The organism is Burkholderia sp. MR1-5-21 (genome assembly GCF_053427715.1).
Map to the genome: position 1 here is coordinate 131,911 of NZ_JBSAXD010000005.1, position 25,281 is coordinate 157,191.

Annotated in this window: 22 protein-coding genes; 11 read left to right on the forward strand and 11 right to left on the reverse strand. The window is 65.7% G+C overall.

Annotated features, from left to right (window positions below; translation table 11 throughout):
* Positions 1 to 36: 36 nt before the first annotated feature.
* From ACV229_RS09095 to ACV229_RS09105, 3 genes are all read left to right on the forward strand, one after another.
* Positions 37 to 219, forward strand: a complete 183-nt coding sequence (locus ACV229_RS09095; protein ID WP_448082791.1) for a hypothetical protein — start codon at positions 37 to 39, stop codon at positions 217 to 219.
* Positions 220 to 323: 104 nt separating this feature from the next.
* On the forward strand, positions 324 to 854 hold the full coding sequence (locus ACV229_RS09100) for a hypothetical protein (protein WP_448082792.1): 531 nt from the start codon (positions 324 to 326) through the stop codon (positions 852 to 854).
* A 97-nt stretch (positions 855 to 951) separates the two neighbouring features.
* On the forward strand, positions 952 to 2,055 hold the full coding sequence (locus tag ACV229_RS09105) for a YncE family protein (RefSeq protein ID WP_448082793.1): 1,104 nt from the start codon (positions 952 to 954) through the stop codon (positions 2,053 to 2,055).
* 171 nt (positions 2,056 to 2,226) lie between these two features.
* Here the strand turns inward: ACV229_RS09105 and ACV229_RS09110 are convergent, their stop codons facing one another.
* A complete protein-coding gene (locus ACV229_RS09110; protein WP_448082794.1) occupies positions 2,227 to 2,964 on the reverse strand; it encodes a BON domain-containing protein in 738 nt (245 codons plus the stop codon).
* A gap of 23 nt (positions 2,965 to 2,987) precedes the next feature.
* Between ACV229_RS09110 and ACV229_RS09115 the strand changes: the two genes are divergently transcribed.
* The 3 genes from ACV229_RS09115 to ACV229_RS09125 all read left to right on the forward strand — a co-directional run bounded on the left by ACV229_RS09115 (position 2,988) and on the right by ACV229_RS09125 (position 4,803).
* A complete protein-coding gene (locus ACV229_RS09115) occupies positions 2,988 to 3,266 on the forward strand; it encodes a hypothetical protein (protein WP_448082795.1) in 279 nt (92 codons plus the stop codon).
* Between the two features lie 233 nt (positions 3,267 to 3,499).
* Positions 3,500 to 3,760 (forward strand): hypothetical protein, encoded by a 261-nt coding sequence (locus ACV229_RS09120; RefSeq protein ID WP_448082796.1) that lies wholly within the window; start codon positions 3,500 to 3,502, stop codon positions 3,758 to 3,760.
* A gap of 782 nt (positions 3,761 to 4,542) precedes the next feature.
* Positions 4,543 to 4,803 carry a hypothetical protein gene (locus ACV229_RS09125; RefSeq protein WP_448082797.1) on the forward strand — a complete coding sequence of 87 codons (261 nt, stop codon included), beginning with the start codon at positions 4,543 to 4,545 and terminating at the stop codon, positions 4,801 to 4,803.
* A gap of 163 nt (positions 4,804 to 4,966) precedes the next feature.
* On the opposite strand, the gene ACV229_RS09130 is transcribed toward ACV229_RS09125, so the two are convergent.
* Positions 4,967 to 5,950 (reverse strand): NAD(P)/FAD-dependent oxidoreductase, encoded by a 984-nt coding sequence (locus ACV229_RS09130; RefSeq protein WP_448082798.1) that lies wholly within the window; start codon positions 5,948 to 5,950, stop codon positions 4,967 to 4,969.
* Positions 5,951 to 5,959: 9 nt separating this feature from the next.
* A complete protein-coding gene (locus ACV229_RS09135; RefSeq protein ID WP_448082799.1) occupies positions 5,960 to 8,305 on the reverse strand; it encodes a hypothetical protein in 2,346 nt (781 codons plus the stop codon).
* Between the two features lie 282 nt (positions 8,306 to 8,587).
* Between ACV229_RS09135 and ACV229_RS09140 the strand changes: the two genes are divergently transcribed.
* Both ACV229_RS09140 and ACV229_RS09145 read left to right on the forward strand, forming a co-directional pair.
* Entirely contained in the window at positions 8,588 to 10,963 is a 2,376-nt protein-coding gene (locus tag ACV229_RS09140; protein ID WP_448082800.1) for a molybdopterin cofactor-binding domain-containing protein, read from the forward strand.
* The gene (locus ACV229_RS09145) at positions 10,891 to 11,349 is read left to right on the forward strand and encodes a (2Fe-2S)-binding protein (RefSeq protein ID WP_448082801.1); all 459 of its coding nucleotides are present in this window, start codon (positions 10,891 to 10,893) and stop codon (positions 11,347 to 11,349) included. The genes ACV229_RS09140 and ACV229_RS09145 overlap by 73 nt, the downstream gene beginning before the upstream one ends.
* A 19-nt stretch (positions 11,350 to 11,368) precedes the next feature.
* On the opposite strand, the gene ACV229_RS09150 is transcribed toward ACV229_RS09145, so the two are convergent.
* Positions 11,369 to 13,465 carry a protein kinase domain-containing protein gene (locus ACV229_RS09150; RefSeq protein WP_448082802.1) on the reverse strand — a complete coding sequence of 699 codons (2,097 nt, stop codon included), beginning with the start codon at positions 13,463 to 13,465 and terminating at the stop codon, positions 11,369 to 11,371.
* A gap of 441 nt (positions 13,466 to 13,906) precedes the next feature.
* On the opposite strand from ACV229_RS09150, the gene ACV229_RS09155 reads away from it, so the two are divergent.
* On the forward strand, positions 13,907 to 14,125 hold the full coding sequence (locus ACV229_RS09155; protein WP_448082803.1) for a hypothetical protein: 219 nt from the start codon (positions 13,907 to 13,909) through the stop codon (positions 14,123 to 14,125).
* Positions 14,126 to 14,157: 32 nt separating this feature from the next.
* On the opposite strand, the gene ACV229_RS09160 is transcribed toward ACV229_RS09155, so the two are convergent.
* A complete protein-coding gene (locus ACV229_RS09160) occupies positions 14,158 to 14,373 on the reverse strand; it encodes a hypothetical protein (protein WP_448082804.1) in 216 nt (71 codons plus the stop codon).
* 68 nt (positions 14,374 to 14,441) lie between these two features.
* A complete protein-coding gene (locus ACV229_RS09165) occupies positions 14,442 to 14,984 on the reverse strand; it encodes a lecithin retinol acyltransferase family protein (RefSeq protein WP_448082805.1) in 543 nt (180 codons plus the stop codon).
* 480 nt (positions 14,985 to 15,464) lie between these two features.
* Between ACV229_RS09165 and ACV229_RS09170 the strand changes: the two genes are divergently transcribed.
* On the forward strand, positions 15,465 to 15,749 hold the full coding sequence (locus tag ACV229_RS09170) for a hypothetical protein (RefSeq protein WP_448082806.1): 285 nt from the start codon (positions 15,465 to 15,467) through the stop codon (positions 15,747 to 15,749).
* Positions 15,750 to 15,808: 59 nt separating this feature from the next.
* Positions 15,809 to 16,579, forward strand: a complete 771-nt coding sequence (locus ACV229_RS09175; protein WP_448082807.1) for a PP2C family protein-serine/threonine phosphatase — start codon at positions 15,809 to 15,811, stop codon at positions 16,577 to 16,579.
* Positions 16,580 to 16,606: 27 nt separating this feature from the next.
* Here ACV229_RS09175 and ACV229_RS09180 read toward each other — a convergent pair whose 3' ends face one another.
* The 5 genes from ACV229_RS09180 to ACV229_RS09200 form a co-directional block, all read right to left on the reverse strand.
* Positions 16,607 to 17,944 carry a sigma-54 interaction domain-containing protein gene (locus ACV229_RS09180; protein WP_448082808.1) on the reverse strand — a complete coding sequence of 446 codons (1,338 nt, stop codon included), beginning with the start codon at positions 17,942 to 17,944 and terminating at the stop codon, positions 16,607 to 16,609.
* Positions 17,941 to 21,012 (reverse strand): peptidase domain-containing ABC transporter, encoded by a 3,072-nt coding sequence (locus tag ACV229_RS09185; RefSeq protein ID WP_448082809.1) that lies wholly within the window; start codon positions 21,010 to 21,012, stop codon positions 17,941 to 17,943. The genes ACV229_RS09180 and ACV229_RS09185 overlap by 4 nt, the downstream gene beginning before the upstream one ends.
* 18 nt (positions 21,013 to 21,030) lie before the next feature.
* Positions 21,031 to 21,783 (reverse strand): peptidylprolyl isomerase, encoded by a 753-nt coding sequence (locus ACV229_RS09190; RefSeq protein ID WP_448082810.1) that lies wholly within the window; start codon positions 21,781 to 21,783, stop codon positions 21,031 to 21,033.
* Positions 21,784 to 21,898: 115 nt separating this feature from the next.
* Complete coding sequence (locus ACV229_RS09195) at positions 21,899 to 23,308, reverse strand: HlyD family efflux transporter periplasmic adaptor subunit (RefSeq protein WP_448082811.1); 1,410 nt, start codon at positions 23,306 to 23,308, stop codon at positions 21,899 to 21,901.
* Positions 23,286 to 25,169, reverse strand: coding sequence for an FHA domain-containing protein (locus tag ACV229_RS09200; RefSeq protein ID WP_448082812.1), 1,884 nt, complete (start codon positions 25,167 to 25,169; stop codon positions 23,286 to 23,288). The genes ACV229_RS09195 and ACV229_RS09200 overlap by 23 nt, the downstream gene beginning before the upstream one ends.
* Between the last annotated feature and the right edge of the window lie 112 nt (positions 25,170 to 25,281).

The window sequence follows — 25,281 nt, forward strand, 5'->3', positions numbered from 1 at the left end:
GCCGCCTTCCCCATGAGCAGCATCCGCGAGGCTTCAATGAAGTGGTCCACGAGGAATGGCCGCCACGACTGGGTCGGCATCGTGCTCTGCACGGCGGGCGTGCTGTCGCTGTTCATGGCGCTTCACGCTGCTTGCGCGGCGACCGGAACCGACCCGAGACCGGTTGCGGATGCGGAATCGGGTTCGCCCGTTGCGTCGCAGAAGGCGGCCGCCCCCTGAAGCTGAATTTGCATTCAGATCGCGTTAACGCTGGTTCAAGGTGACGCCCCTACACTCGATTTCACCTGCTTCGACAACGCCCGCCGGGCCAAGAGAGGAGACACATGAAGACCCTGACCAAGACCCTGATCGCCGCGACGCTCGGCGTGATGACGGCATCCGTGCTGTACGCCGCCGACCCGGCACCGCACCCGCGGAACTGGACGCCGCCGACGACGAAGATCTTTGCGCAGACGCTGTCCGAGCAGATCATGAGCCAGCATCCGGAGCTCCTCAGCGTGACGTTTCACGGCGTCCCGCCGGGCATGACCGAGAACTACACGATGTTCGCTGGCTCCTACCTCGACCGCATCGGCAACGCCGACGACCCGGACGACATCGACATCTCGAAGAAGGGCATCACGATCGTCGACCCGCGCTGGCACCGTCCCAACGATACCGTCAAGAAGTTCGTGATGATGCTGCCGCTGCGCGACGCGAGCGGCCAGAACGTCGGCGAGATCGTGCTCGCATACAAGAACGACGGCGCGAACGCGAAGGGCGAAAAGGCCTTCTTCCTGGCGTCGACGGCACTGCGCGATGCGCTGCAGAAGCAGATCCCGACCTACGGCGCGTTGTTCGAACCCGCGAAATAAGCGTCGCACGGTCCGCCGTGCGCATGCGAGGCGTCCCTCTCCACGTGACGGGGTGGATGCCTCCCTCATCGATTCATCCCTGTTCTGGAGGCTGAACATGCGTTTGCGAATTTCCGCGATCGTGTCGCTGGCGGCGCTCGCGTCCGCAGCCTTGTGCGCGACGATGCTGCCGGCAGCCGATGCCGCGACACTCGCGGCCGACGCCGCCGGCGCGGCGGGCGAGCCGTTGCGGCTGATCGGCAGCACGGCGCTGCCCGACTACAAAGGCGATTTCGACCATTTCGCCGCCGACGTCGCCGGCGGGCGGCTGTTCCTCGCCGGCGAGGACGGCGGCACGCTCGAAGTGTTCGACCTCGGCAGCGGCAAGCATCTGCGCACGGTCAAGGGCTTCGACCAGCCGCACGCGATCCTGTACCTGCCGGACCTGAACCGGCTGATCGTCACGGACAGCGGCGCCGGCATGACGCGCATCGTCGACGGCGCGAGCTATCGCATCACCGGCTCGATCCCGCTCACCGTCGGCGCGGACTCGATGCGCTACGATCCGTCGCGCCGCCACATGTACGTCGTCACCGGCGGCAAGAACGCAGACCCGAAGATGCAGCAGACGGTGGTGTCGGAGGTCGATCCGCGCACCGGGCGCCACGTCGGCGACGTGACGTTCGACACCGACTTCACCGAGGCGATGGCGGCCGAGCAGCATGGCCACCGCCTGTTCGTCAACGTGACGGGCAAGAGCACGCTGGCCGTCGTCGACAAGACGACACGCGACGTGATTGCCCGCTGGCCGGTCCAGGGTGCCGAGCTGAATGCACCGATCGCGTTCGACGAGGCGCATCAACGGCTGTTCGTCGGCACACGCAAGCCGTTCAAGCTGCTGGTGCTCGATGCCACCAACGGCAACACGCTGGCGTCGTTCGATGCGCCGCAGCGCACCAACGAGGTCATTTTCGACGAAGTCAACCGTCGCATCTACCTGGCTGGCGACGATTACGTCGGCGTGATCCAGCAGAAGGATGCGGACCACTACGAGGAGATCGCGCACGTGCCGACGGCCAAGGGTGCCAAGACGGCGATTCTCGTGCCTGCGCGCAGGTGCCTTTATGTGGCGGTCTCGCCTGGCGATTCAGGCGGCGGCGGAAAATTGCTGCGATTCGATGTGCAACCGAACGGGAGCGTGAAAACGGTTGCCGGGAGGTAGATGCTCGCTGCGAGTCATGTTGCGCAGGGTTGGAGACGCTCGAGCACGACCCATTGGCGAGAAGGCAAAAAATGGAGGATAACGCGCTATCGCCTGCACGCTTCCTCCATTTTGATGCCGCCTTAATACCTGCCGCTGCTGAAGGGCACGCATCTGCTCGACGCCGCGCCATCACGCGCTCACTTCGATACGATTCACGACACCTTCGATCGCATCCAGGCACCACGCGTCCTGTTCGGCCATCAGCCGTTCCGCATCTGTCGGGACCCAGCCCGCCAGGGTGATCTGGTGATTCTTCACGCTGACGGTGATCTGGTCGGCTCGCACGCGGGGATCCGTTTCCAGCACGAGATGCATCACTTCGGAAATTTCCTCGTCGCCGTCGGCTTCGGCGGGTACCAGTTCCAGCAGGTTCACCACATCGCGGCAGCTGCCTGCCCACCACGCAATCACGCCAGCAAGGCGCCGGTGAGACAGGCTGATCACCTGCCCTGTCAGTCTCACGACACCGCCTTCGACCGTCACCTCGATCGCGCCGCTGCCCTCGTTACCGGCCTGATCCATGGTGCCGCGCAGCACCTCGAGCTGCCCTTTGACGCGTGCGCAAATCACGCAGTTGCGAAAATCGACCGCTTGCGCGAGCCGCTCGCAAACGCGCGTGCGCAGTTCGCCGTCGCCCATCGGCGGATGGGCCGCCACACGGAGCTGATCGACAAGCGGCATCCCGCCGCTGTGCGCGTGGGTCAGCGAGAGCAGGCGCTTCTTCGATGCGATATCCGGCACATCGCCCGACACGGTCAACGCGTTGCCGTCAAAGCTCATGTGAATGGGATGATTGTGTAACTTCAGGTGAGATTCGTGTTCAAAGGCCGCCATCACCTGCTTCAAGACCGTATCGCTGCGTTGCATGATCTGCCTCGCGCAAAGGTTGAATGAAGCAGCGCCGTCGGTCCCGGACTGAAAAGGCGTGTGCTGCATCCGGCGGTCGCTGTATCGTCAATTATAGGAACCGTGCCGAAGACGCCGTGCCGGCCGCTCGCTTCGACATCGATCTGTTCGCCGCGCGACTCGCGCAAGCGTCGGCATCGGCGGCCGCGCAGCATTCCGCACTGCTGTCGTTCGGCCAATCGGCGCGAGTACGGCCACCATTGCTCCCCATGGATGTCCTCGACGCGCATCGCGAGCGCCACACCCCATTTCATGTTGGGTGAGAGAAGACAGCCGCCACGGAGATTGTTTGGGAAAACCAGACATCGTGGTTCTTCAATCTTGCCCGGCGGGCCATGTCAAATGGCGACAGCAAGATAAAATTCCGTTTGTTTTCATGATGTTATGCCACCCTCTGCGCACATGAACCGGTACTGGCACGTCCTATGCGTTTGTAGCAGCGAGCGCAACGAAAAGTGCTCTTTTTCAAACTGCAGCAAACTCAAGGAGATATATCATGTCCGCACTGATGATCAACGACCTGTCCCGCGCCCAGGAACTCAGCCGCAAGGAAATGGCTTCCGTCAGCGGTGGCAGCGTGTTCCAGAACCTCGGGATCAACAACATCGCAACCGGTAGCGGCTTCTCGTTCGCCAGCCCCAATACCATCACGGCCCCGGTGACTCAGGTCGACGCATCGACGCACGTGGATCTCACCAGCGTGACCAATTCGATCAACAACCTCGGCGGCCTCGTTGTCGGGAAGCTGGGCCTGTAAGTTTCACCATCCTTCCTCTCAGTCATAGCCGTATGCGATAGCCTTGTACCGAAGTTCTCGAGACCGCCGCGGGTTTGCCCTCGCGGCGTTTAAAAGCCCGCCAGGCCGTGCTTGCTTGGCGGGCTTCTTTGCATGTGCCAAAACGAAGCCAGCATCGACAGGGAGATTGGCTGACGAGCCGTCAGTTGCGCAGCCCGCCACGATCAACGGCGGGCCAGATCCCGAAGCGCTTTTGGCCCCCCGCCCCCCTACACGCGGATCCGCTCCACGTCATCGAGGTTGATGGCGTCGCGACGCCAGTCATGGAACTGCGTGGTCGCGTCGATGCGTGGTTGACCATCGCCGCGGCGTTCTCGAGCGTCCCGCCGTTCTGCAGGTACGCGACTGATTCCAGTTGCGCGAAGCGCACGACTTCCGATCTCTGCATCGATTCCGGTTGCGGCCGCCCGTTGGCGCACCATCGCGTGGGCGCTCCCACATCCGCCGCTGCTGCACATGGATGTCCTCGACGCGCATCGCGAGCGACACGCCCGATTTCATGTTGGGTGAGACAAGACAGCTACCGGAGAAATTGTTTGGGAGAACCAGACATCGTGGATCTTCAATCTTGCCCGGCAAGCCATGTGCAATGTCGCCAACCAGATTGAATTGTGTTTGTTTTCATCAGGTTAGAAACAAATCTGTGCACATGATCCGGAGCTGGCACGTCCCATGCGTTAGTAGCTGCGAGCGCAACGAAACGTGCTCCTTTCCAAACCGTAGCAAACTCAAGGAGATTTACCATGTCCGCACTGATGATCAACGACCTGTCCCGCGCCCAGGAACTCAGCCGCAAGGAAATGGCTTCCGTAAGCGGTGGTAGCGTGTTCCAAAACGCGGGGATCAACAACATCGCAACCGGCAGCGGCTTCTCGTTCGCCAGCCCCAATACCATCACGGCCCCGGTGACTCAGGTCGATGCATCGTCGCACCAGAATGTCCTCGGCGTGACCAATTCGATCAACAACCTCGGCGGCGAGGTTCTTGCGAAGCTGGGCCTGTAAGTTTCACCATCCTTCCTCGCAGTCATAGCCGTGTGCGATAGCTTTGTACCGCTCCAGGCCGCCGCGAGCTTGCCCTCGCGGCGTTTAAACCCCGCCGAGCCGTGCTCGCTCGGCGGGCTTCTTTGCATGGATAAAAACGCAGCCAGCGTTTTCTCGCCAGCACTCACGGCGCATGAACCGCTGAGCGGCAGTCCGATCGACGAACCGGATCGCGCCACCCGATATCCAGCCCCGCATGCGTGTAACTCTGTGCCAGCACGGCCCGGTTGCGCTCGTAGCTTTGTGTCACCCAGTCGCAGTACAGCGCGGCCAGCACGCTCGCCCGATCGGGATGACGCGTGACCTCGACGGCCATTGCTCCCGCGCGCAGGCCGGAAGCGATCGCAAAACGCAAACCGTCTCCTGTCGCCGGGTCGAGATAGCCCGCCGCATCGCCGCACACGATATAGCCCGGTCCCGCAGCCTCGCGCAGGCACTGCCAGCGCCCGCACTCGCGCCACACCGGTCCGACGGGCGCTGTATCCGCTGGCCATGCGATATCGCCATCGCGCAGCGTCGATAGCGACGTCCAGATCTGAAACGTGGACGTCGCTCTCAACCAGAGCCAGCCACCATGCGCGATGTGCCAGTACGTGCCGATGCGCGCCTCGTGCGCACGCGCGTAGCCGCGGCGAAGCCAGAACGGCGAAGAGTCGGTCGTCACAACGAGCCGAATCGCGCGACGCAGCCATCTGCTGATGCCGGTCGCGTCGATCACGACGCGCGCGCCGACGTCGCCGTCGCCGTGCGTGATGCCGACAACCGTTCCGTGTTCGACACGCGAGACAAGTCCGCCGGCGGGCACACGCGAATAGCGAACCCCTGCGGCCAACGCTTCGGCGCGCAAGCCGTCGTCGAGGCGGCTGCGTATGACCGCACGTCCCCGCTGCGCATCGGCCTCGCCATCGAGCCAGGTATCCGGTTGCCGGGCCAGAGCCGGCGCCAGTCGATCGAGCAGCACGAGCGCGGCACCGGACATGCATTCCGGCGCGGCGCGCGAACGCCCGCGACCCAGCATGCACACGTTGCCGCCCGCTCTCGCCGCAGCGATCGCGGCAGCACATCCGGCAGGCCCGTCGCCGACGACGAGCACGTCAAATGCATTCATCGAGATCGCTCAGTAAAGCGTGAGCGCGCCAGGCCCCGGTGCGCTGCGCAGCACGTGCCCGACCACCCGAGCCTCGGTCGCATCGCAACGGATCGCCTGCCCGTAGCGCACGCGCAGTCGTCCCGGCGTGTGCTGCGCCGTCGCCGCATCATCGGCAGGAACAACAAAAAGAAAGCGATAGCGCCGAGCCACGCCCGGAGCGTCCGCGTCGCCGGCGTCGCGAAGCACCCGTGCGGAGACCAGCCACAGCTTCGTCCGCGAAGGCGTTTGCCCGTTGTCGCATGCGGCGACGGCATGGCGCAACGCACTGATCCGCCGAATCAGCTCGGCAGAATCGACGTGCTCGAATGCGCCGTACAGCATCTCGCCGTGCAGTGCGCTTGCGACGTAATCCGAGCGTTCGATATCCGCGTAATCCACGCTGCCGTCGGGCGTCAGGTAAGGGCCGTATTCGCCGTCCCATCCGCGCCGCGTATTCGACTCGTCGCCACGCGTGACCAGCGGATGACACGGATGCAAGCCGAGTTCATGGTCAAGCATCGGGATGGCGGTCGGCGCGTCGGTCCGATTGAAGGTTCTCGACGCATCCGGACTCACGGCAGGCCAGAAGCTGTTCGAGGCCGCGCAAAGCTTGATGTCTTCGGCGAACGGGCTGCCCAATCCGAAGGTAGCGAGGAAGATGCCCCGCCGGTTGCCCGCATAGGTGACGTCCCAGCCGGGCGCAAAGACACCCGAGGACGCGTCCGACAGAAACGAGGTCATGCGCGGCGTATGCACTTGCGTGTCCCGCCGACGCGGTGCGCGTGCCGCCAGGCTGAACGCGACAGCGACCGTCTCGTCGTTCGGCGAAAACGCCTGCGTTTTCCTGAACGGATCGATGTGGCCGGGATTGGCCGCGAGACGCTCGGCGCTGAGCGATATCGGCGAGCCGCTTCTGAACTGCGACTTCGGATCGATCTGCCGGTCCGTGAACCAGCGCTGCAGTTCCGCCTGGTCGGCGTACGGATAGAAATCCGGCGCGGCGACGACCGAATAGGCCGGGAGCACAGCGTGTTCGGCCAGCTCGGCGATGCTGATCGTCACGACCCCTTCGCTGCAGTGATCCAGAAACAGCTGCGCGCGGTAGCCGCCTTTGCTGACTGCCCCGAGAAAATCCTGCCGGTCGACGGGATGTGCGCGCATATCCGTGCAGGTGCCGTCCTCATGCGCCTTGTGGCGGATGTTGATGAACTCCGGCGCGTTGCGGGGTTCGGGAAATCGAAGCCATCCGGGTGCGAAATGCGGGAAATATTGCTGCCGCACGTCGTCGATCGCGGCCAGCACCAGCTTCCACAGGTTCGTGACGATTCTCATCGTCGTGAAGCGCCGGTTGGCGAGCGGTACCAGTCGCCATTGAGCCGGCACCCGAAAGCCGCGCACCCCGAAGCTGGCAGCCGTCACGTGCTCGATCAGCGGTCGCGCGGCCGGCATCAACAGCACGGCCGCGCCCGAGCGCTTCAGTGTGACTGCCGGTGCGTCCGGACCGGCTGGCGGTGCCGCGCCCGGTTCCTGACAGCAGAGCGCATACGGTGCGTCGTCCAGATCGCCCGATGGTGACGGCCGCACGCCCCAGCGCGCCTCGACGGCCCGCTTCAGCTTCTCGCCGACATGGCGGTGGCCATAATTCAACGTCAACCGGAGTCCGGGCAGGCATCCCTCGGGAAACAGCTTGCGCACGGGTTCGATGAAGGTCCGCTGATCGTCGCCCGACTGCTTGCCTTCGATCAGCGCGAGCGTGCCGGGACCGACGACCCGGCGGACGAGGAACGCGCCGTAGCGCGCCGGCATCGTGCGGACATGCTCGATCCCGTCCTGCACGTGCGGCACGAAGCCGCGGGTCTGCTCGTCATAGCATGCATCGATGTCGCCATTGCGTGCAATGCCGAGTCGTGAGAACACGCGGTCCGCATGCTGCTGATGTCCGGTACGGCGCGCCGGCCGGTACTGGTACGCCAGCACCGCGATGTCCAGCGTCTGCCAGTCGGGCGGCAACGGCGCCAGCGAATCGATGTAGTTCTCCAGCAAATCGATCGCTTCGAGACGCACGCCACCGTCCGGCGACGGGCACTCGGACAGGGCAAGCATGTGATAGATCAGGCTACGCGCGGGGTCGCCGGGCTCGATCGCCCGCTCGGTGGTCGGGCAGAGATCGTGAATGCGGGGATCGTCCCAATCGATCGGCAGTGGCCGGCGCAGCCGATTCGCCGTCTCCTCGGGCGTGCCCGAATCGGACAGGTCGAGACCATGACGTTTGAACGCTTCTCGCCACGGCGCCGACAGCTCAAGCAGCAACGCGTGAACCTCGTCGACAAGCATCAACGACCTCCGGTTGGTGGTGCGTTCGAAGCGGTTGGCACGATGCGCTTCGCGTCCCGCAAGCCCGGCAGATTCATCCGGCCGCAGCAGGACGCGTTTTCAGCATGCGTTTCAAACGCGCATCACATTCTGGTTCTCAGTCGCCGATATCAGTGACTAATATAGGTGATTGCAGCAGCAATAAAATGTCTGATTGTGTTTGAAACAATGCATTCTCGAGGCGCGTGGCCTGATTCGTTGAAGGCGCAGTGACTCGGTCAACACATGTCGGCGAGCCACATCATGTTGAAGCGCAGAACCTTCCTGTTGGGCAGTGCGGGCGCGCTGGTGATCGGCTGGGCATGGTGGCGCCCCGACGACCGGCTGGACATCCCCCCTCAACTGGAGGTGTCGCCCGTCGGTGTGCCGCTGAACGGCTGGGTGATGATCAGTTCGACTAACGACGTGACGATCGTCATGAGCAAATCCGAAATGGGCCAGGGGATACATACGGGCGCGGCCATGTTGCTGGCGGAAGAGCTCGATGCGGACTGGCCCCGGGTCCGCATCGTCATGTCTCCACTCGACACGATCTACAAGGACCGTGAAAGCCTCGCCGACGGCCTTCCGTTTCGTCCCGATGACGACGGCCTGCTTGCTCGCGGCGCGGAGGCGTTTGTGCGCCGAGGAGCACGCTATTTGGGTTCGATGGTGACGGGCGGATCGACGAGCATGATCGATCTGTGGGGGCCCATGCGCGAAGCGGGCGCCACGGCCCGCGTCATGCTGTGCGGCGCGGCAGCGAAGCTTTGGGGCGTGCCCGTCGCGGAATGCGAGACGAAAGCCGGCCTGGTGCTGCATCGATCGGGACGCTCGGCGACGTATGGCGAACTCGTCCAGCTCGCACAGGACATGCCGCACCCGACGCACGTCGATCTGAAGGACCCGAAGACGTTCAAGCTCGTCGGGAAACGGTTGGGTCGCATCGAGGCGCCCTCGAAGCTCGATGGCAGCGCGCGCTATGGCATCGATGCGCTTCCGGACAAGCTCCTGTATGCGAGCGTCACGATGTGTCCGACACTCGGCGGAAAGGCGCTGGATTTCGACAAGTCCAGGGTCGCCAGCATGAAAGGCGTGACCGGCATCTTCAGGATCGAGCCATACAACGGCGGAACGGGAGGCGTTGCGGTCATTGCGGACAATCCGTTCATCGCCATGCGGACGTTGTGCCAGTTGCCGATCACATGGGACCACGGGCCGGCTGCCGGCGTGAATACCGGGGACGTTCTCACGACGTTGACGCACGCCCTCGACGGCGACGCGGGCCGCCACGTCTTCTACGCCGCCGGCGACGCGGATGCGGTGCTGAGCCGCGCGAAGCCGTTCGTCGCGCAGTACGAAGCGCCCTATCTGGCTCACGGCCCGCTGGAACCCATGAATTGCACGGTGCTGGTCGACGACAACTCGGCCGCGATCTGGGTCGGCACGCAGGTTCCGATGGCGGCACGCAAGGCAGTTGCGGCGCTGCTGGGTCTGGACGAAGACAAGGTGGTCGTGAATCAGCAATTGATCGGCGGGGCGTTCGGCCGCCGGCTCGAAGTCGACTTCATCACGCAGGCCGCCGCCATCGCGCGCAATGCGAAGGGGCGGCCCGTGCAGACGATCTGGTCGCGCCCGCAGGACATGACGCACGACTTCTACCGCCCGGCCTGCGTGGCGAGATACAGCGGCGCCCTCGATGCGAGCGGCAGGCTGGTCGCATGGAAAGGCATATCGGCGAGCCAGTCGGTCAGCGCGCAGGCAATGCCCCGTACCTTTGGCATGCCGAGCATCGCTGTGAAGCTGCTGCCCGATGCCACGATGGCGGAAGGCGCATTCGACCAGCCCTATGAATGCGACAACATTCTCGTCCAGCACAATACGGTGACGCTCCCGGTTCCGGTCGGCTACTGGCGCTCCGTCGGGCACTCGCATCAGGCATTCTTCGTCGAGAGCTTCATCGACGAGATGGCTGTGCTTGCACGGAAAGACCCGATCCAGTTTCGCCTCGACATGCTGAAGCAGCCGGCGCACCAGCGCCATGCGGCCGTGTTGCGGGCGCTCGTCGCGCTGTCCGGCTGGCGTTCGCCGCTCGCATGGCGTGACAAGACCGGCGTGCGGCACGCGCGCGGCATCGCGCTGCACGAAGCGTTCGGCAGCGTGGTCGCGCAAGTCGCCGAAGTCCGGCAGGAAGGTGACGGCTTTCGCGTGACGCGCGTGGTCTGCGTGATCGACTGCGGGCTGGCCGTGAATCCGAACCTCGTCGAGCAGCAGATGGAAAGCGGGATCATCTTCGGGCTGTCGGCCGCGCTTGAGCAGGCGATCACGATCGAGAACGGACAAGTCGCACAGCGTTATTTCGACAGCTACCCGCTGGTCAACATGGAAACGTGTCCCGAGATCGTCACGCAAGTCGTGGCAGGCGGGACCGAGCCGCACGGCGTCGGCGAAGCGGGCGCGCCGCCGATTGCAGCGGCCGTGGCGAATGCGCTGTACGCGCTCACGGGTGTGCGCCATCGCACGCTGCCGCTCGTCAAGCCGCCCCCGCCCGATCCAGGAGACGACCGATGGTGTCAGTCCGTATCAACGGGGAAACCGCTCATCTCGATGCCGAGCCCGACACCCCGCTGCTCTGGGTGATTCGGTGCGAACGGAAGCTGACCGGCACGAAGTTCGGCTGTGGCGTCGGGATCTGCGGTGCATGCACGGTGCTGCTGAACGATCAGGCCGTGCCGTCCTGCCAGCTCCCGGTCGGTACGCTGAACGGCGCGCGCATCACGACCGTCGAAGGACTGGACAGCCTTGAAGCGCGAGCACTGAAGGACGCGTGGATCGCCGTCGACGTCGTGCAATGCGGTTATTGCCAGAGCGCGCAACTGGTCGCGGCCACTGCCCTGCTCATGCGCTGCCCTCGCCCCGACGACCGCCAGATCGACGAGGCCATGAAGAGCATCGCATGCCGATGCGGCACGTTTCCCCGCATCCGCAAGGCCATTCACAAGGCGGCGGAATCGCTAGGCCGCTGACGAGTGCGGATCCGGCCGATCATTTACCGCCGGCATGCGTCGTGATCTGGACGAAATCGGCTGCAACGTGGTCCGCGCCGTACTTGGCCTCGAACAGTTTCAGTTGCCGATCGACTGCCGCGAGATAGGCCGCGCGCGGCTCGGATGGCGGGCGAATCCCGTCGAACAGCGGCGCCGGCGTGACGAGAAGCACGATCATCTCGGTCCCGAACGGCTTGCCGATCACCCAGTCGCCCATGCTGCCGATCGTGGCGGAGTAATTCGGCGGCGCCTGGTTGTCGCGTTCGTGGCTGCTTGGCACGAGATGCACGACGCTTCCGTTCAGCACGTAATAATCGACGTTCACGTACGAGTCGTAACCGGGTGTCGTGATGTCGATGACCAGCGGGTTGCCTTCCGCGAGACGCGCATCAGGCGGCCGCGTGCGGATCGACGCGGTGTGTGACGACGCCCGATTCGATCGCCAGTACGGGGCGAGCGCGCTCACGACCTCGCAATTGTGGGCATCGACCGGATGCACATCGAGATTCGCCGTCTGCCCGCCCGGCATGCCGCTGAGCGCGGTTCGCAACCGCCCGATACCGACACCGGATTCCACATAACCCCGCACCTGCAGCACATGATCCTGCACGGAGGCATCCAGCGCCGAACAAGGAAGACGCGCCAGCGCAGCCATCACGGATGCCAGCGAGATCGCCGGCGCCGGCGGCGGCTCGCTGGCAGCAGCGGGAACGGCGTTCGCGGCGGCCACGGGCGCGCTGCCGGCAGCGGCGCCCGTCTTCGCGGCATTCCCTCCGCCTGCGGGCGCGTGCGCGAGCGTGTCCGCTGCGGAGGGCCGTTCGCCGCTGCGCGAAAGTAACTGGTAGCCGTACCAGAGCACGGCGATCACCGCCAGCGCGCAGACGCCCACGGCCGCCCCGATGCGTGCGCCCGGTGCCGGCGCGGGACGCTTGTGCACGCCCATGCCGTCCAGGAACAGGTTGACGCCAGGCGTGCGCGTCGCACGGTCGAACGACAACGCGGCGCTCAAGGTTCGCCATTGCGTGCGATCGAGACCGGGCGGGCGCTCGGGCCGCAAGTGGTCGTGACGCGCCTGGGTGGCCGACAGCCGATTGAACGGATGGTGTCCGGTCAGCAATTCGTAGGTGACGCAGGCGAGCGCGTAGACGTCGTCGCGCGGATCCGGTTCGCGATGCTCGAACATCTCCGGGCTCGCGTAGGCCGGCGTGATGCCGCCGAGGCTCGCCGGGTCGAACACGGTCACGTCGGGATCCTCGTCGCGCCGCTGGAATGCGCGAGCAATCCCGAAGTCGATCACCTTCACTTCGCCCCTGTCGGTGAGAAACACATTGGCGGGCTTGAAATCACAGTGGACGAAGCCGCGTTCATGCGCGTACGCCAGCGCATGGCCCATGCCGGCGATGATCGGCAATGCGGCATCGAGCGGCATGCCCGCAAAGCCCGGCGCACGCAGCACCTTGCTGAGCGGCTTGCCCGACAGATACTCCATCGTGAGGTAGACGAGCGGGCCGTCCCGATCGAAGTCGTAGACGGTGACGATGTTGCGATGGGCGAGCGTCTGCGCCTTGCGGGCTTCACGCTGAAGCGCGATCAGCGATGTCGGCTGGCCGCGAAACTGCACGTTGAGCACCTTGATCGCGATGTGCGGCTTGCGATCCGACGCCTCCAGCTTGCGGAGGTCGAGCGCCTTGTACACGGTACCCATCCCGCCGACGCCGAGGCACTCCTCCAGCACGAAGCGTCCGTTCAGCGTATCGCCGATGCCCTTCACGCGCTCGCCTTCGACGAACAGCGCGCCGCTCGACGGGCCGGGCGGGGTACCTGGCTGAGCACCGGCCTGGAGCGGGCTCTCCTGGACCCGGGTTGCGTCGCCAGCGGATGCCGTCCTGTCGCGACACCGTTCGATGCGCCTCAGCACTTCCGCATAGATCTCGTCGGCCAGCGGCTGCGTGGTTTGCGTCTGGTCGAGAACTTCGCGCAGTTGCGCGCAATTGACCTGATCGGTCGCCAGCACCCGGTCGATCTCCGAGAAGAACGCCTCCTGAGACAGCGCCCCGCTCTGGAATGTCTGAATCAGCTGCGCAAAGCTCATCATTCGTATGCCGTCTACTCAGCTTCAGCTTGCCGACCCGCTTCGGCGCCTCACGGCGCCACCAGGGCAAGGAACGTCCATTGGCGCACCGACGCAGCGCAACGTATCGGTGATGCACCGGACATCAACGAACTCGCGGCCACGCCATCGTCAGACGAATTCGACTGCGCGCCGCACCGGCCGCCTCCCTTCTGACAGGATGTCTAACAAATCATACTAGTCTGCGGTAACGCCCTGCGCAATCGGTGCCGGAACTAGATTTCCGGCAGATCCGTGGCGAGCCGGCCCCAGGGTTTCGCCGTTCACGCCGCCTGCGCCGCGTCGTCCATTTTCCAGCGCGCGCGGCCGTGCCGCGAACCTATACTGGACAGATCCCCGGTACGCCGGCGCATCGCAGAATGCTGCGTGGCGGCCCTTCTCCCATCCGATTTCGCGGAGCAAACCATGGGCGTGCTCGTCATCAACGATCTTCCCGAAAGCGTCGACCTCGACCGGCAGGCGATGGCCGCCATCACGGGTGGCGCGATGGTCCGCGCGCATCAGACGATGCTCGCGCCGCAGCCTTTCCCGTATCTGCACACGGACGTGCACGGCGCTGCGTTGACGCGCACGCCGGTGGCCGAAGCAGCGGCATCCCCGGCGCGTCCGACGCTGTTGCGTTGACGGGCACACGGCGCTGGGCTCGGCGCGCACGGTCAGGCCGCTCGCGTCGTCATCGCGAGCCGCCGATCGGCCGGTGGGAACACGCACCACGAGCCGTCGTCGTGACGAAAGAAAAAGATCGCGATCGTGCCGGCCGGATGCGCGGCCTCGACGCAGACATAGCGGCGCCGTTGTGCGGCCATGCGGCTGAAACACACGACGCGCGCCGGCACGAACGCGCTCGGCGCGAGCCACTTGTCGACCTGCATGCGGAGGGATGATCCGGTTCCGTTCATTTGAGCCCCCTGGTGGCAATGTCAACGCGTCGCGACGTCGCTCATGCTGCGGCGATGGCCGCCTCACACCGTCCGCCCGCCCGCCGCGCCACGATCAGCGCGCGGCAGACGGACAGCGCGAACCGAAGTGCGGTGCGCGGATGCATCACGCACGTGCGAACCTGCTCGCTGTGGCCCGTGCCTTCCAGGCACCACGTGCAGAAGTGCTCGCAGTTGTTCGTCAGCAGGCGGTAGCGGTTTTCGCCAAGGCGGGAACGCGCGCGCAGCACCGCGGTGCGCCCCGCATACGCCGCGTACGGATGCGGCACGATGCGAACCGCGTGATCGTCGGCGAAGCGTTCGAGCGTGACCTCCTCGATCGGGCCGCGATGCAGCGACGCGCAAAGCCCCGCGTAGTGGACGACACGTCCGTCGCCGACATAGATGCCGTGATGGCTGTAGCCGATGCGATCGGAAACCAGGTGCGCGCCGAGCGGCAGGGTCGCGTCGCCGGCGGGCAGCGAAGCCGCATGCGAGATCGCCTCCGTAGCGCCAGCCGCCGTGCGGTACACGGTGCTGTTCACTGGTTGAAGGTCGAGTTCCATGACTGGCTCCGTCTGCTGGTTGGCGGCCGCCCGTGTTGCCGAAGGGTTAGCCGGTTGCCAACTAACCTGCATCAAGCGTGCCAATGAGCCGGAGCCCGCCGTGCCATGCGCGACGGGAAATGCCCGGCGAGCCGGGCGCCGCGCTGTCGTCGCGCGGCCAACCATTCGACGGGGATTTTGTTGGTGCGACAGCACCAGTTGGCGCGCCGGACAGCCGTCTGCGTCTGCCGGCGCAAGTGTCGGTTTCGCGGCTACGTTCGCGGGCGCAACTGTTGGCCTGCGCGCAACCATTGCAGGACGAGGCCGCGACGCACTAGCATGCAAGCAACGCGTGTCGATGGCGCCTTGCCTTGCCGCGTGCGGCGCTCACCGGATCGACGCACGCGCCCGGGCAACGCACGCGGGTTGCGTCACGCATGGCACGAGGTTTGCACTTATCGGGTACCGGTCCGTCGGCAAGCCCCCATTCGGAGACGCATCATGACCACGCTCGCGATTACCGACCTTCACATGCAGCACGACATCGACCGCAAGACGATGTCGTTCATCCGCGGCGCAGGCGCGCCGTGGGTATTTGGCTGGATCCAGCCCTACGCGCCGCCGGTTACGGCGTTCGGGCCCGTCGTCAACCTCTATCAGACGTACAACACGTTCTACGCGAACCAGGTCCTGAACCAGATCCAGAACGTCGAAGTCACGAACTCGGCGCCCGGCTCGAACATCGCGGTCGGGGTTGGCGCAGACGGCAGGAACCGGCTTGTCTAGGGCCGCTTCACAAGCCCGTTATCAGCGGAACGGGCCCTAACGGAAAGGAATGGCGCGCCGTGAGCGCAGAACTGCAATGGACTTCGGCTTCACGCACTGATGTGGGCCTGGTTCGCGAGATCAACGAAGACGACTGCCTCGCGCTGCCGCAACGTGGCCTGTGGGCCGTTGCGGACGGCATGGGCGGCCATTCGGCCGGCGACCTCGCGAGCCGGACGATCGTGCGTGCGCTGGAACGGCTGGCCGCCCCTGCCACGCTGGCGGACTTCATCGAGGCAGCGCGCACCGCGCTCGATACCGTCAACGCATACTTGCGCGAATCGGCCACCCAGCGCGGCGTACGCATGATCGGCAGCACGGTGGCGGTGCTGCTGGCGAGCGGCCGTCAATGCGGCTGGCTCTGGGCCGGAGACAGCCGGATCTACCTGTACCGCGACGCGCACCTGACGCAGCTCACGCTCGATCACAGCCAGGTCGCGGAACTGCAGGCGCAAGGCCACCTGAGCGCACAGCAGGCGCGCCATCATCCGTCACAACACGTGATCACGCGCGCCGTCGGCGCCGCCGAGCGGCTGCATCTCGACGAACGGCGCATCGACGTGTGCAACGGCGACATGTTCCTGCTGTGCAGCGACGGCCTCAGCAACGAGATGGACGAAGCCGACATCTCGGCCGCCCTCGCGTGCGGCGATTGCGCGCGCGCAACGGACGCGCTCGTCGACCTCGCGTTGCGCGAAGGTGGACGGGACAACGTCACCGCCATCGTGATCCGCGCCGACGACCCCGACGCGTCGGACCAGACGATCGCCAATCCTGCCGTGCAGCGCTGAACGAGCATAAGCGGACGCGCGCTGCGTTCACGCATCCTTGTCGGGTGCCGTGCCGTCCGGATGACGGAACGCTTTCGAACGGATGCCGTGCTTCTTGAGCAGCATCTGCAGGTGCGACCGGTTCATCTCGCAACGGCGCGCGAGTTCGGCCACGGTTCCGCCGGTTTCCTGCAACCCGCGCTCGAGAAACGCGCGCTCCGCCTCGTCGCTTGCGGCACGCTTCGCGTCGCTGAGCGACATCGGCCTGCCTGGCGTACCCTCTTCCGTCGCACGACCCACGGCCGACGCGGCTTTCGGACGGACGTCCTCGGGCAGGTGCTCGATATCCGCGACCTCGCCGGCCAGGCACGACAGACGGTAGACGAGGTTGCGCAGCTCGCGGATGTTGCCCGGATACGCGTAGGTCAGCAGGAAGTCGCGCAGCTTCGGCGTCGTCTTGATGGGCCTGCGCTTCAGTGCCCCTGCCGCCTCGTCGCCGAAGTAGGCGAGCAGCAGCGGAATTTCGTCGCGACGCTCGCGCAGCGCCGGCAACGTCAAATGAATGACGCTCAGGCGGTAGAACAGGTCCTCGCGAAAGAGCCCCTGCTCGCTCAATTGCCGCAGGTTCTTGTTGGTGGCGGCGACGATGCGCGTATCGACGGCGATCGGCTCATCCGACCCGACCCGCTGGATCTCGTGCGATTCCAGTACGCGCAGCAACTTGACCTGGCCCGACAGCGGCAACTCGCCGATTTCGTCGAGGAAGATCGTGCCGGTGTGCGCGCTCTCGAACTTGCCCTTGCGATCGTTCGACGCGCCGGTGAACGCGCCGCGCCGATGCCCGAACAGCTCGGATTCGAGCAGGTTGTCGGGAATCGCGCCGCAGTTCACCGAGATGTAGGGCCGATCGGCACGTGACCCGTTCGCGTGGATGACTTTCGCCATCAGTTCCTTGCCGGTCCCGCTCTCGCCGTCGATCAGCACGGGCAGATCGGTCGGTGCGGCCTTTTCGGCAATTTCGAGCGCGGCGAGCAGCTTCGGATTGTCGCCAAAGATGCCCTCGAAGATGAAACTGCGCTCGATCAGCGCCTGTCGGCGCCGCTGCGCCGCAGGCGCGGCCGGTTCCGGCTTGTCGGACGTGTCGGACGTGTCGGGCGCATCGGGGGCCTGCGGCGCGGCGACGGCCGCCTCGACGAAGCGCTCCTTGCGCGACATCTGCATGACTTCGTCGCGCAACACGTTCGCCTGATTGAGCAGCTTCTCGATGTCGGCGCGCTCGAGCTTGGGCGCCCAGCGCAGCATCGAGCGCAGGATCTCGATCTTCTCGAGCAGGCCGGCATACGAGATCGCGGAGTTGCCGAATCCGTGCGGGTCGAAGAGTTTCATGCTGCACCCAGCTGTTTCTGCACGAGCTGGTAATACATGCCCTTGAGGGCGACCAGTTCGTCGTGCGAGCCCTGTTCGACGATCGCGCCTTCGTACAGGACCAGGATCTTGTCGGCACGCATGATCGTGCTGAGCCGGTGCGCGATGATCACCGCCGTGCGCCCTTGCAGGATCTCGTGCATGTTCGCGAGGATGTTGCTCTCCGACTGCGTGTCGAGCGACGAGGTTGCCTCGTCGAACACGAGCAGGCGCGGATCGTGATACAGCGCGCGCGCGATGCAGAGCCGCTGGATCTGGCCGCCCGACAGGCCCACGCCGCGCTCGCCCACCACCTGCTCGTAGCCGAGCGGCAATTTGCTGATGAAGGCATGTGCGTCGGCCATCCGGGCGACCTCTTCCATGCGGCGCCAGTCGGGGCTCGCGTCGCCACATGCGATGTTCTCCGCAATCGATCCCGAAAAGACCAGGTTGGACTGCATCACGTAGCCGATCTGCGCACGGTAGTAAGCCTTGTCGATCGCGCTCATGTCGTATCCGTCGACCACGATCTTGCCGTCCGTCGGCGCATAGAAGCCCACGAGCAGCTTCGCCAGCGTGGTTTTCCCCGAACCGCTGCGCCCGACGACGGCCACCATCTCGCCGCGCTTGATCGTGCAGTTGATGTTCTCGAGCACGTAAGGCGTTTCGTTGCCGCCATAGCGGAAATACACGCCGTCGAAGCTGATGTCGCCCTGCAGGTCGGGCAGCAGCACGCGCGAGGCCAGTTCGGACGGCTTCTGCTCGGGCTCGATGTCGAGGACGTCGCCGAGCCGCTCCATCGCCACCGCCGCATCGTTCATCAGGCTCCACATGCCGACGAGCCCCATCAGCGGCGCCAGCACGCTGCCCATGAACGCATTGAAGGCGATCAGTTGCCCGATGCTGAGTTCATGCGACAGCACGAGGTTCGCGCCGACCCACAGGATCACGATCGTGGTCGCCGCATTCAGCAGCTGGCTGCAAAGCGCCACCACGATGTTGAATGCCTGCGCGCGGTACTGGACGTCGAGCGCCTTCGCATACTTGCGTTCCCACTTCAGCCGCACCGACCGCTCGATGCCCATGCCCTTCACGGTCTCGACGCCGCCGAGCGTCTCCATCAGCAGCGACTTCGCATCGGTGGACGCGGCAAACACCTCGCGCGCATAGCCTTTCAGCTTCGGCGTCGCGAGCGCCGTGAGCGCCATGATCGGGATCACGAAGGCGATCAGCAGCAGCGTCATCTTCACGTTGTAGAGAAACATGATCGTGAAGTAGATGAAAATCATCAGGAGATTGAGCGCGGTGGTCACGGTGGACTCCGTCAGGAACGCCCGGATCGTCTGGTTTTCCTGGAAGCGCGCGAACACGTCCCCGCTCTTGCGGCGCGCGAAGAACGAATAAGGCAGCGACATCGTGTGCTTGTAGAACTGCGACATCATCGCGAAGTCGAGACTGCGCACCATGAAGTTGGACAGATGCGCGCGGATCGTCGTCATCAGCTGGGTAAACACGTTCGAAATGACGAGCCCGGCAATCAGCAGGTGCAGCAGGCTGACGTTCTGGTGCACGATCACCCCGTCCAGGATGCTCTGGATGATGATCGGCGGTATGACGCCCAGCACCTGGATCACGAATGTCGCCAGGAACAGATGCGCGAGGATCTTCCTGTAAGGCTGCAGGTAGCCGATGAAGCGCACCCACGGCGAACGTGACTCGGCCGGCGCCGCGGCTGTCGCGCTCGCGGTGAACAGCAGGCAGGTGCCGCTCCAGCCGCGCTCGAACGCCTCGACGCTCAGCTTCCTGAAGCCGAGCGCCGGATCGGCGATACGCACCCACGACTTCGACACGCCGTACACGACGACGTAGTGATAGCCCTCCCAGTGCACGATGAACGGCAGGTCGAACCCGAGCAGCGCCTCGTACGTGCACTGCACGCCGCGCGTCGCGAAACCGACTGCCTCGCCGGTGCGCGCGAGACTCTCGAGCGTCGCGCCCTGCGTCGTCACGTTCGCGAGATCGCGCAGCTTGCCGAGCGTCATCGCGACGCCGTAGTGACGGCAGATCATCGCGAGGCACGCGGCCCCGCAATCCATTTCCTCCGCCTGCTCGACCAGCACGAAACGCTTGATCATGCGCTCGCCGAACGCGGCGTCGGCGCCGATATCGATCTGCAGCGGGTGGCGGCGCCGTTCGGCGAGCTTCTTCTGACGCTGCAGCTCCTTGTCGACGAAACGAATGCGCTCCTCGAGCACCTCGCGCAATTTCGGGTTGCGCTCGAGCATGAAGTGCACGGTCTTTTCCGGAATGACGAGCAGGCGCGTATCGGTGACCGCGGTGACGGTCGCCGCCTGCTCCTGCCGCAGCAGGCACGCGCGCTCGCCGAAGATCTCGCCTGCGCCGAGCGTCGCGAGCGGATAGTCGTTGCCGTCCTCGTGGCACGACACGCTCACCTCGCCCTGGCGCACGACATACAGCCGGAGGTCGCCGCCGGGCCCCTGCCGGACGATCTCCTTGCCGGCCGCCACGCGCTTCACGCCGACGCTCGATACGTATTCCTCGAGCTCGGCGCGCGTCAGCTTGCCGCGCAGGTCGAACAGCCGCGTCACGAAGCCGCCGGCCGAGCTGATCGCGACATAGCTCGTCACGAACGCCTGCGCGGCGGGGTTGTCGCGCAGGATCGGCTCGATCGCGCTGCGCGGGATGCACAGCACCTCGGTCTTCGTCGACGCGCGCACCGACACCTCGTGCCAGTAGTCGCGCAGCATCGCCATTTCGCCGAAAACTTCGCGTTCCTTGCGCACGCCGACGCTGGTTTCCTTGCCGCGCTCGTCGGCGATCAGGCGCACGGCCCCGAATCGCAGCACGTACAGGCCTTCGGCCGGTTCGCCGCGGTTGCAGACGGTGTCGCCGAACGCGTAGGTGCGCACCTGCGCAAGCGCGGCCATGCGATCGAGTTCATCTCGCGAGAAGAGCGACAGCGGCTCCACCGACGCGAGAAACTCCGCGAGCGACGGGGTGCTGGCCGGGGCGGGGGCTTGTGCGTCCATCGATGCGGTTCTCCGTGATCAGCGTGCCTCGATGATGTGTTCCTGCGCGCGCTCGGCGAGCCACTCCTCGCGCAGCAGGCGGCGCACTTCCGACGCGACGTCGGCGTCGAGCGCGGCCGGGTGTTTCGCGGTGACCGAGAAGATCTCGAAGAACGAACCGTCGGGCGCCGCGAACGGCCCGAGCAGGTCGCCCACGCGCGCGTTGAACACCTTGGCCTCGATGTCCGTCTTCAGCGAACCGCGCAGCACCTTGCCGATCACGCCGCCACGCTCGCTCGTGTCGGCGATCGAGTGCTCGCGCGCCATGTCGCCGAAGCAGTCCGGGTCGTCCTCCAGGGTCGCCATCATCTCGCGCGCCTTGCCTTCCGAATCCAGCACGATGTGGCTGACCTCGATGCTGTCGAACTTCGGCGAATTGAGCTTGAAGTACGCTTCGACTGCCGCGTCGCTGCACACCGTGTCGAGCGTCTTCTCCTGGTACAGCGTGTCGGTAATGAACCGCTCGAACTCGTCGAGACTGATGCCGAACACGTCAAGGTAGCGGTTCATGTCCGCGGCGCGGTGCAGGCCGCGCACGCGGCGGAACTGGTCGGCACGCTCCTGGATTTCTTCCGGGCTCACCTGCATGCCCATCTTCTTCGCCGCGATCACCGTCAGCCGGTCGCGGACCTGCTGCTCGACGAGGCCCTCGAACTGCCCGGTGAGCTTCAGCACGCGGATGAAGTCGTCGGTGCCGAGCACCTCGTCGTCGATACGCACTATTGCCGTCATCTCGTTCCCCTTGGTCCCCTTGATCCTGTAAGCGGCGATCGCCCTGATTCGCCGCCGGCGCCTCGCATCACCGCCTGCTTTCGTTCCACATCACCGTGGCAGTCACCGTCAGCCGTCAGCCCGCGATCTGCCGGAACGGGTCCAGCGCGAAGCCGATCAGGCGCCGCTCGCGCACCACGATTTCCGCCGTGGCCGTCATCCCGTAGCGCAGCGGGTACTTCGTGCCGGCGATCGTGTACGCGTCGCGCACAAGCGCCACGCGGCCTTCGTAGACGGGTTCCTTCGTCTGCGCCTGCGGCTTCGTCGCCGGCGAGATGTATTCGAGCGTGCCGTCGATCACGCCGTAGCGCTGATACGGAAACGCATTGAACTTGAGCTTCACGGGCAAGCCTTCATGAAGGAACGCGCGGTCCTGCTCCGCGATCGCGACCTTCACCACCGGCCGCGCATCGGACGGCGCGATGCTGCCGAGCGGCGTGTTGGCGAGAATCTTGTCGCCGGGCTGCGTCGTCGTCACATCGGTGATCACGCCGGAGACCGGCGCCAGCACGAGCAGGAAATTGTCCTTGTCGATGTTCTCGAAGCGGATGCGCGCGGCGGCATCCGCGGCGAGGCGCGCCGTCTGCACCTGCAGGCGCAGCTTCTCTTCGGTGTTCGCGATGTCGCGCACGGTCGCGTCGTACTGGATGCGCAGCCCCGTCAGCGTCTCGCCGCTGCCTTCGAGCTGCGCCTTCGCCTGCGCGAATTCGTGGCTCTGCTGCGCCTCGAGCTGCGTGAGCCGCGCCTGCGCGACGCGGTAGCTGTCCTCGGCCTGCAGGTACGCGCTGCGCTTCTGTTCCACCTGGCTCTGCGACACGCCGCCGCCGCCCGGCAGCGCGAACAGGCGCGCGTACTTGTCCTGTTCGTCCTTCGCGAGATCGAGCGCGTGGCGCGCGTTGTCGATGTTGCTGCGCGCTTCGTCGATCTGCGCGCGCTGCGATTGCGCGAGCTTGCTGGTGCCTTCGGCAATGCGGTTCTGGTGCAGGTGCTCTTCGACCTCGATCTGCTGCTTAAGCGCGTCGGCCTTGCGCTCCATCAGCTGCTTCTTGTCCGGAAACTGCTTCCATTCGCGCTCCGCGTCGTCGAGCTTGAGCCGCGCATCGAGCGCGTTGGTCGCCGCCTCGATCGCGCCGCGCGCATTGATCCTGCCGATCACGTCGTTCTTCTCGACCGGCTGGCCTTCGGCGATATAGATGTCCACCAGCTCGCCGTCGACGGGCGCGTAGATGCGGCGCACCTCGGACTCCGGCGCGAGCGCGCCCTGCGCGGTCACGATGACGTCGGCGCGGCCGACGAACGACCACAGCAGCGCACACACGACGAGCCCGACCATCGCGATGATGGTCGCCTGCGTGAGCCGCCACGGCCGCGCCGTCAGGATCGCAATCCCTTCGGCGCTGTGATCCTCCAGCGCCTCGCCGAGCGGGCGCGGCGGCTCCGGCGGCGCCGCCTGCCGCGCGCGCTTAAGGAGACTGTCGAGCTTCACCGCGCCCTCCCGACGAAGCGAGCCGTTCCAGCGTCGCGACATGTGCCGCGAATTGCGGCGTCGCAAAGCGGAACTGCCTGAGGCGATCCAGTACGGCCGGGCCGTGCCCGGCCCGCGCGTCGCTCTCGAACTGCGTGTACTGCTGCAGATCCGCACGCACGGCGTCGAGGCCGCCGAGGCGCGGATAGCGCTGCTCGTAATCGGCGAGCAGCGCCGGAAGACCGTCGAGCCGGTCGTCGTCGAGCGCCGACGCAATCGCGCGCTGCAACCGCTCGAGCGCGGCCACATAGACGGAGTTGTCGCTTTGCAGCTTGCGCACCTCGCTGAGCGCGTCGGCATACAGCACGCCGAACGCGGGAACGTATGACGAGATCCGGTCGAGCAGCCGCTGGTGCGCACCCGGGTCGTCGTTCCAGCGGCCGGTCAATGCCTTGATCGGCGCTTCGTCGCGGTAGATGCGGATCGGCGCCTCCGGCCCGCCGCGGCCGGCAACGAACGCTCGCAGCTCGCCGATCCACGCAACTTCGTCGACGAGCGGCCGGGCGTCGGCGTTGTGGCGGGCCAGCGTGCGCATGTCCTGCACGACGGCACGGGCACGATCGAATGCACGCACGTTCATCGCGGCGATCCAGTCCGGTACTTTCGACCGGACGAGCGCCTCGGTACCCAGCGCGAGGAACGCCGTATCGTCCGGATGGCTCGCGAGATAGCGGTCGGCGAGTTGCGCCGCCTGCACGGTGTCGCCGCGCGCCAGCAGCGCGCGCATCTCGCGCAGCGGCGCGTCCTGGAAATACAGCGTCGCGAGCAGCAGGACGACCGCGGCGACCAGCCCGCCGCTCCACCAGCCGAGCCGGCGCACGTTGACGCGCCCGCTGCCGCCGAGCGCCTCGCTCAGCTCCGACAGGAAGACTTCGAACCGGCCGCGCCGGTGGCGCGCGTCATGCGCGGTTTCGGCGGCGCCATGCGCGGCCTGCGGGTTGACCTCGTCGTCCTGCTGAACGGCCGGAACCGTGCAGAAGATGTCGAGGAACGAATGCGCGGTATCGACGAAGGTCGTCCGGTCGGCGTCGGCGGCTGCCGCATTGGCGCCGGGCGACGACGCGGCCGTCACGGTGGAGTCCGGCCCCGGCTCGCGCTGCACGCCGACGCGATAGACGAAGTGATCGCCGCCGAATGCGAGCATCGCGCCGTCGCCGAGCGGCACCGCATGCTCGTCGAGACGCCGGCCGTCGACGAACGTGCCGTTCGTACTCCCGAGATCCTCGACGAAGACGTCGCCGTCCTGCACGTAGATGTGCGCATGACGCCGCGACAGGTAGTTGACCTGATGCGGATACGCATTCCGGTAGCACGCGAACGTGTCGTCAGTTTTGCTGATGAGGAACGGGAAAGCGGTAATGATGACCGGTTGCAGGCCGAGATCGCCGCGCTCCGGCGACAGCGTGACGACGGCCGGCCGCGCCGGCTGATGCGTCGCGCGCGGCACGAACGCGACACGGTACGCCAGCGCGCCGGCGAATCGCAGTTCGTCGCCGTCGCGCAGCAGGTGCGGCTTGTCGCCGACGTCGACGCCGTTGACGGCCGTCCCGTTCTTGCTGCCGAGATCGGCAACATAGCCCGCGCTGCCTTCGAAGAAGATGCGTGCATGCCGGCGCGACAGGTCGGCCACCAGCTCGGGCCGCGCGGACGCGAACGGCGTGTTCGTCCGCCCGACGGCGAACAGCGCCTTGTCGATCCGGATCTCGCTCAGCTCCGGATGGGAAACCGGCTTGAGCACGATATCGAACTGCCGGTCGAGCGCGGCCTGTTTCTCGGCAATCGAAGCGGCGTCTGGAACCATGATTCGGCCAACGATCGACATGCGCCCGCCAATGGGCACGCGGCGCAGGAAACGCGACGCGCTTGCGAACCACCCTCGTGAAGCCGCGCCGCCAACGCACATGGCGGCACGATCGTGAAAAAAGTTTAGGCGA

What these genes read in the sequence shown, in the direction of transcription:
- ACV229_RS09095 (WP_448082791.1), top strand. Translation starts at nt 37, where the DNA reads ATGAAGTGGTCCACGAGGAATGGCCGCCACGACTGGGTCGGCATCGTG.
- ACV229_RS09100 (WP_448082792.1), top strand. Translation starts at nt 324, where the DNA reads ATGAAGACCCTGACCAAGACCCTGATCGCCGCGACGCTCGGCGTGATG.
- ACV229_RS09105 (WP_448082793.1), top strand. Translation starts at nt 952, where the DNA reads ATGCGTTTGCGAATTTCCGCGATCGTGTCGCTGGCGGCGCTCGCGTCC.
- ACV229_RS09110 (WP_448082794.1), bottom strand. Translation starts at nt 2,964, where the DNA reads ATGCAACGCAGCGATACGGTCTTGAAGCAGGTGATGGCGGCCTTTGAA.
- ACV229_RS09115 (WP_448082795.1), top strand. Translation starts at nt 2,988, where the DNA reads ATGAAGCAGCGCCGTCGGTCCCGGACTGAAAAGGCGTGTGCTGCATCC.
- ACV229_RS09120 (WP_448082796.1), top strand. Translation starts at nt 3,500, where the DNA reads ATGTCCGCACTGATGATCAACGACCTGTCCCGCGCCCAGGAACTCAGC.
- ACV229_RS09125 (WP_448082797.1), top strand. Translation starts at nt 4,543, where the DNA reads ATGTCCGCACTGATGATCAACGACCTGTCCCGCGCCCAGGAACTCAGC.
- ACV229_RS09130 (WP_448082798.1), bottom strand. Translation starts at nt 5,950, where the DNA reads ATGAATGCATTTGACGTGCTCGTCGTCGGCGACGGGCCTGCCGGATGT.
- ACV229_RS09135 (WP_448082799.1), bottom strand. Translation starts at nt 8,305, where the DNA reads ATGCTTGTCGACGAGGTTCACGCGTTGCTGCTTGAGCTGTCGGCGCCG.
- ACV229_RS09140 (WP_448082800.1), top strand. Translation starts at nt 8,588, where the DNA reads ATGTTGAAGCGCAGAACCTTCCTGTTGGGCAGTGCGGGCGCGCTGGTG.
- ACV229_RS09145 (WP_448082801.1), top strand. Translation starts at nt 10,891, where the DNA reads ATGGTGTCAGTCCGTATCAACGGGGAAACCGCTCATCTCGATGCCGAG.
- ACV229_RS09150 (WP_448082802.1), bottom strand. Translation starts at nt 13,465, where the DNA reads ATGATGAGCTTTGCGCAGCTGATTCAGACATTCCAGAGCGGGGCGCTG.
- ACV229_RS09155 (WP_448082803.1), top strand. Translation starts at nt 13,907, where the DNA reads ATGGGCGTGCTCGTCATCAACGATCTTCCCGAAAGCGTCGACCTCGAC.
- ACV229_RS09160 (WP_448082804.1), bottom strand. Translation starts at nt 14,373, where the DNA reads ATGCAGGTCGACAAGTGGCTCGCGCCGAGCGCGTTCGTGCCGGCGCGC.
- ACV229_RS09165 (WP_448082805.1), bottom strand. Translation starts at nt 14,984, where the DNA reads ATGGAACTCGACCTTCAACCAGTGAACAGCACCGTGTACCGCACGGCG.
- ACV229_RS09170 (WP_448082806.1), top strand. Translation starts at nt 15,465, where the DNA reads ATGACCACGCTCGCGATTACCGACCTTCACATGCAGCACGACATCGAC.
- ACV229_RS09180 (WP_448082808.1), bottom strand. Translation starts at nt 17,944, where the DNA reads ATGAAACTCTTCGACCCGCACGGATTCGGCAACTCCGCGATCTCGTAT.
- ACV229_RS09185 (WP_448082809.1), bottom strand. Translation starts at nt 21,012, where the DNA reads ATGGACGCACAAGCCCCCGCCCCGGCCAGCACCCCGTCGCTCGCGGAG.
- ACV229_RS09190 (WP_448082810.1), bottom strand. Translation starts at nt 21,783, where the DNA reads ATGACGGCAATAGTGCGTATCGACGACGAGGTGCTCGGCACCGACGAC.
- ACV229_RS09200 (WP_448082812.1), bottom strand. Translation starts at nt 25,169, where the DNA reads ATGTCGATCGTTGGCCGAATCATGGTTCCAGACGCCGCTTCGATTGCC.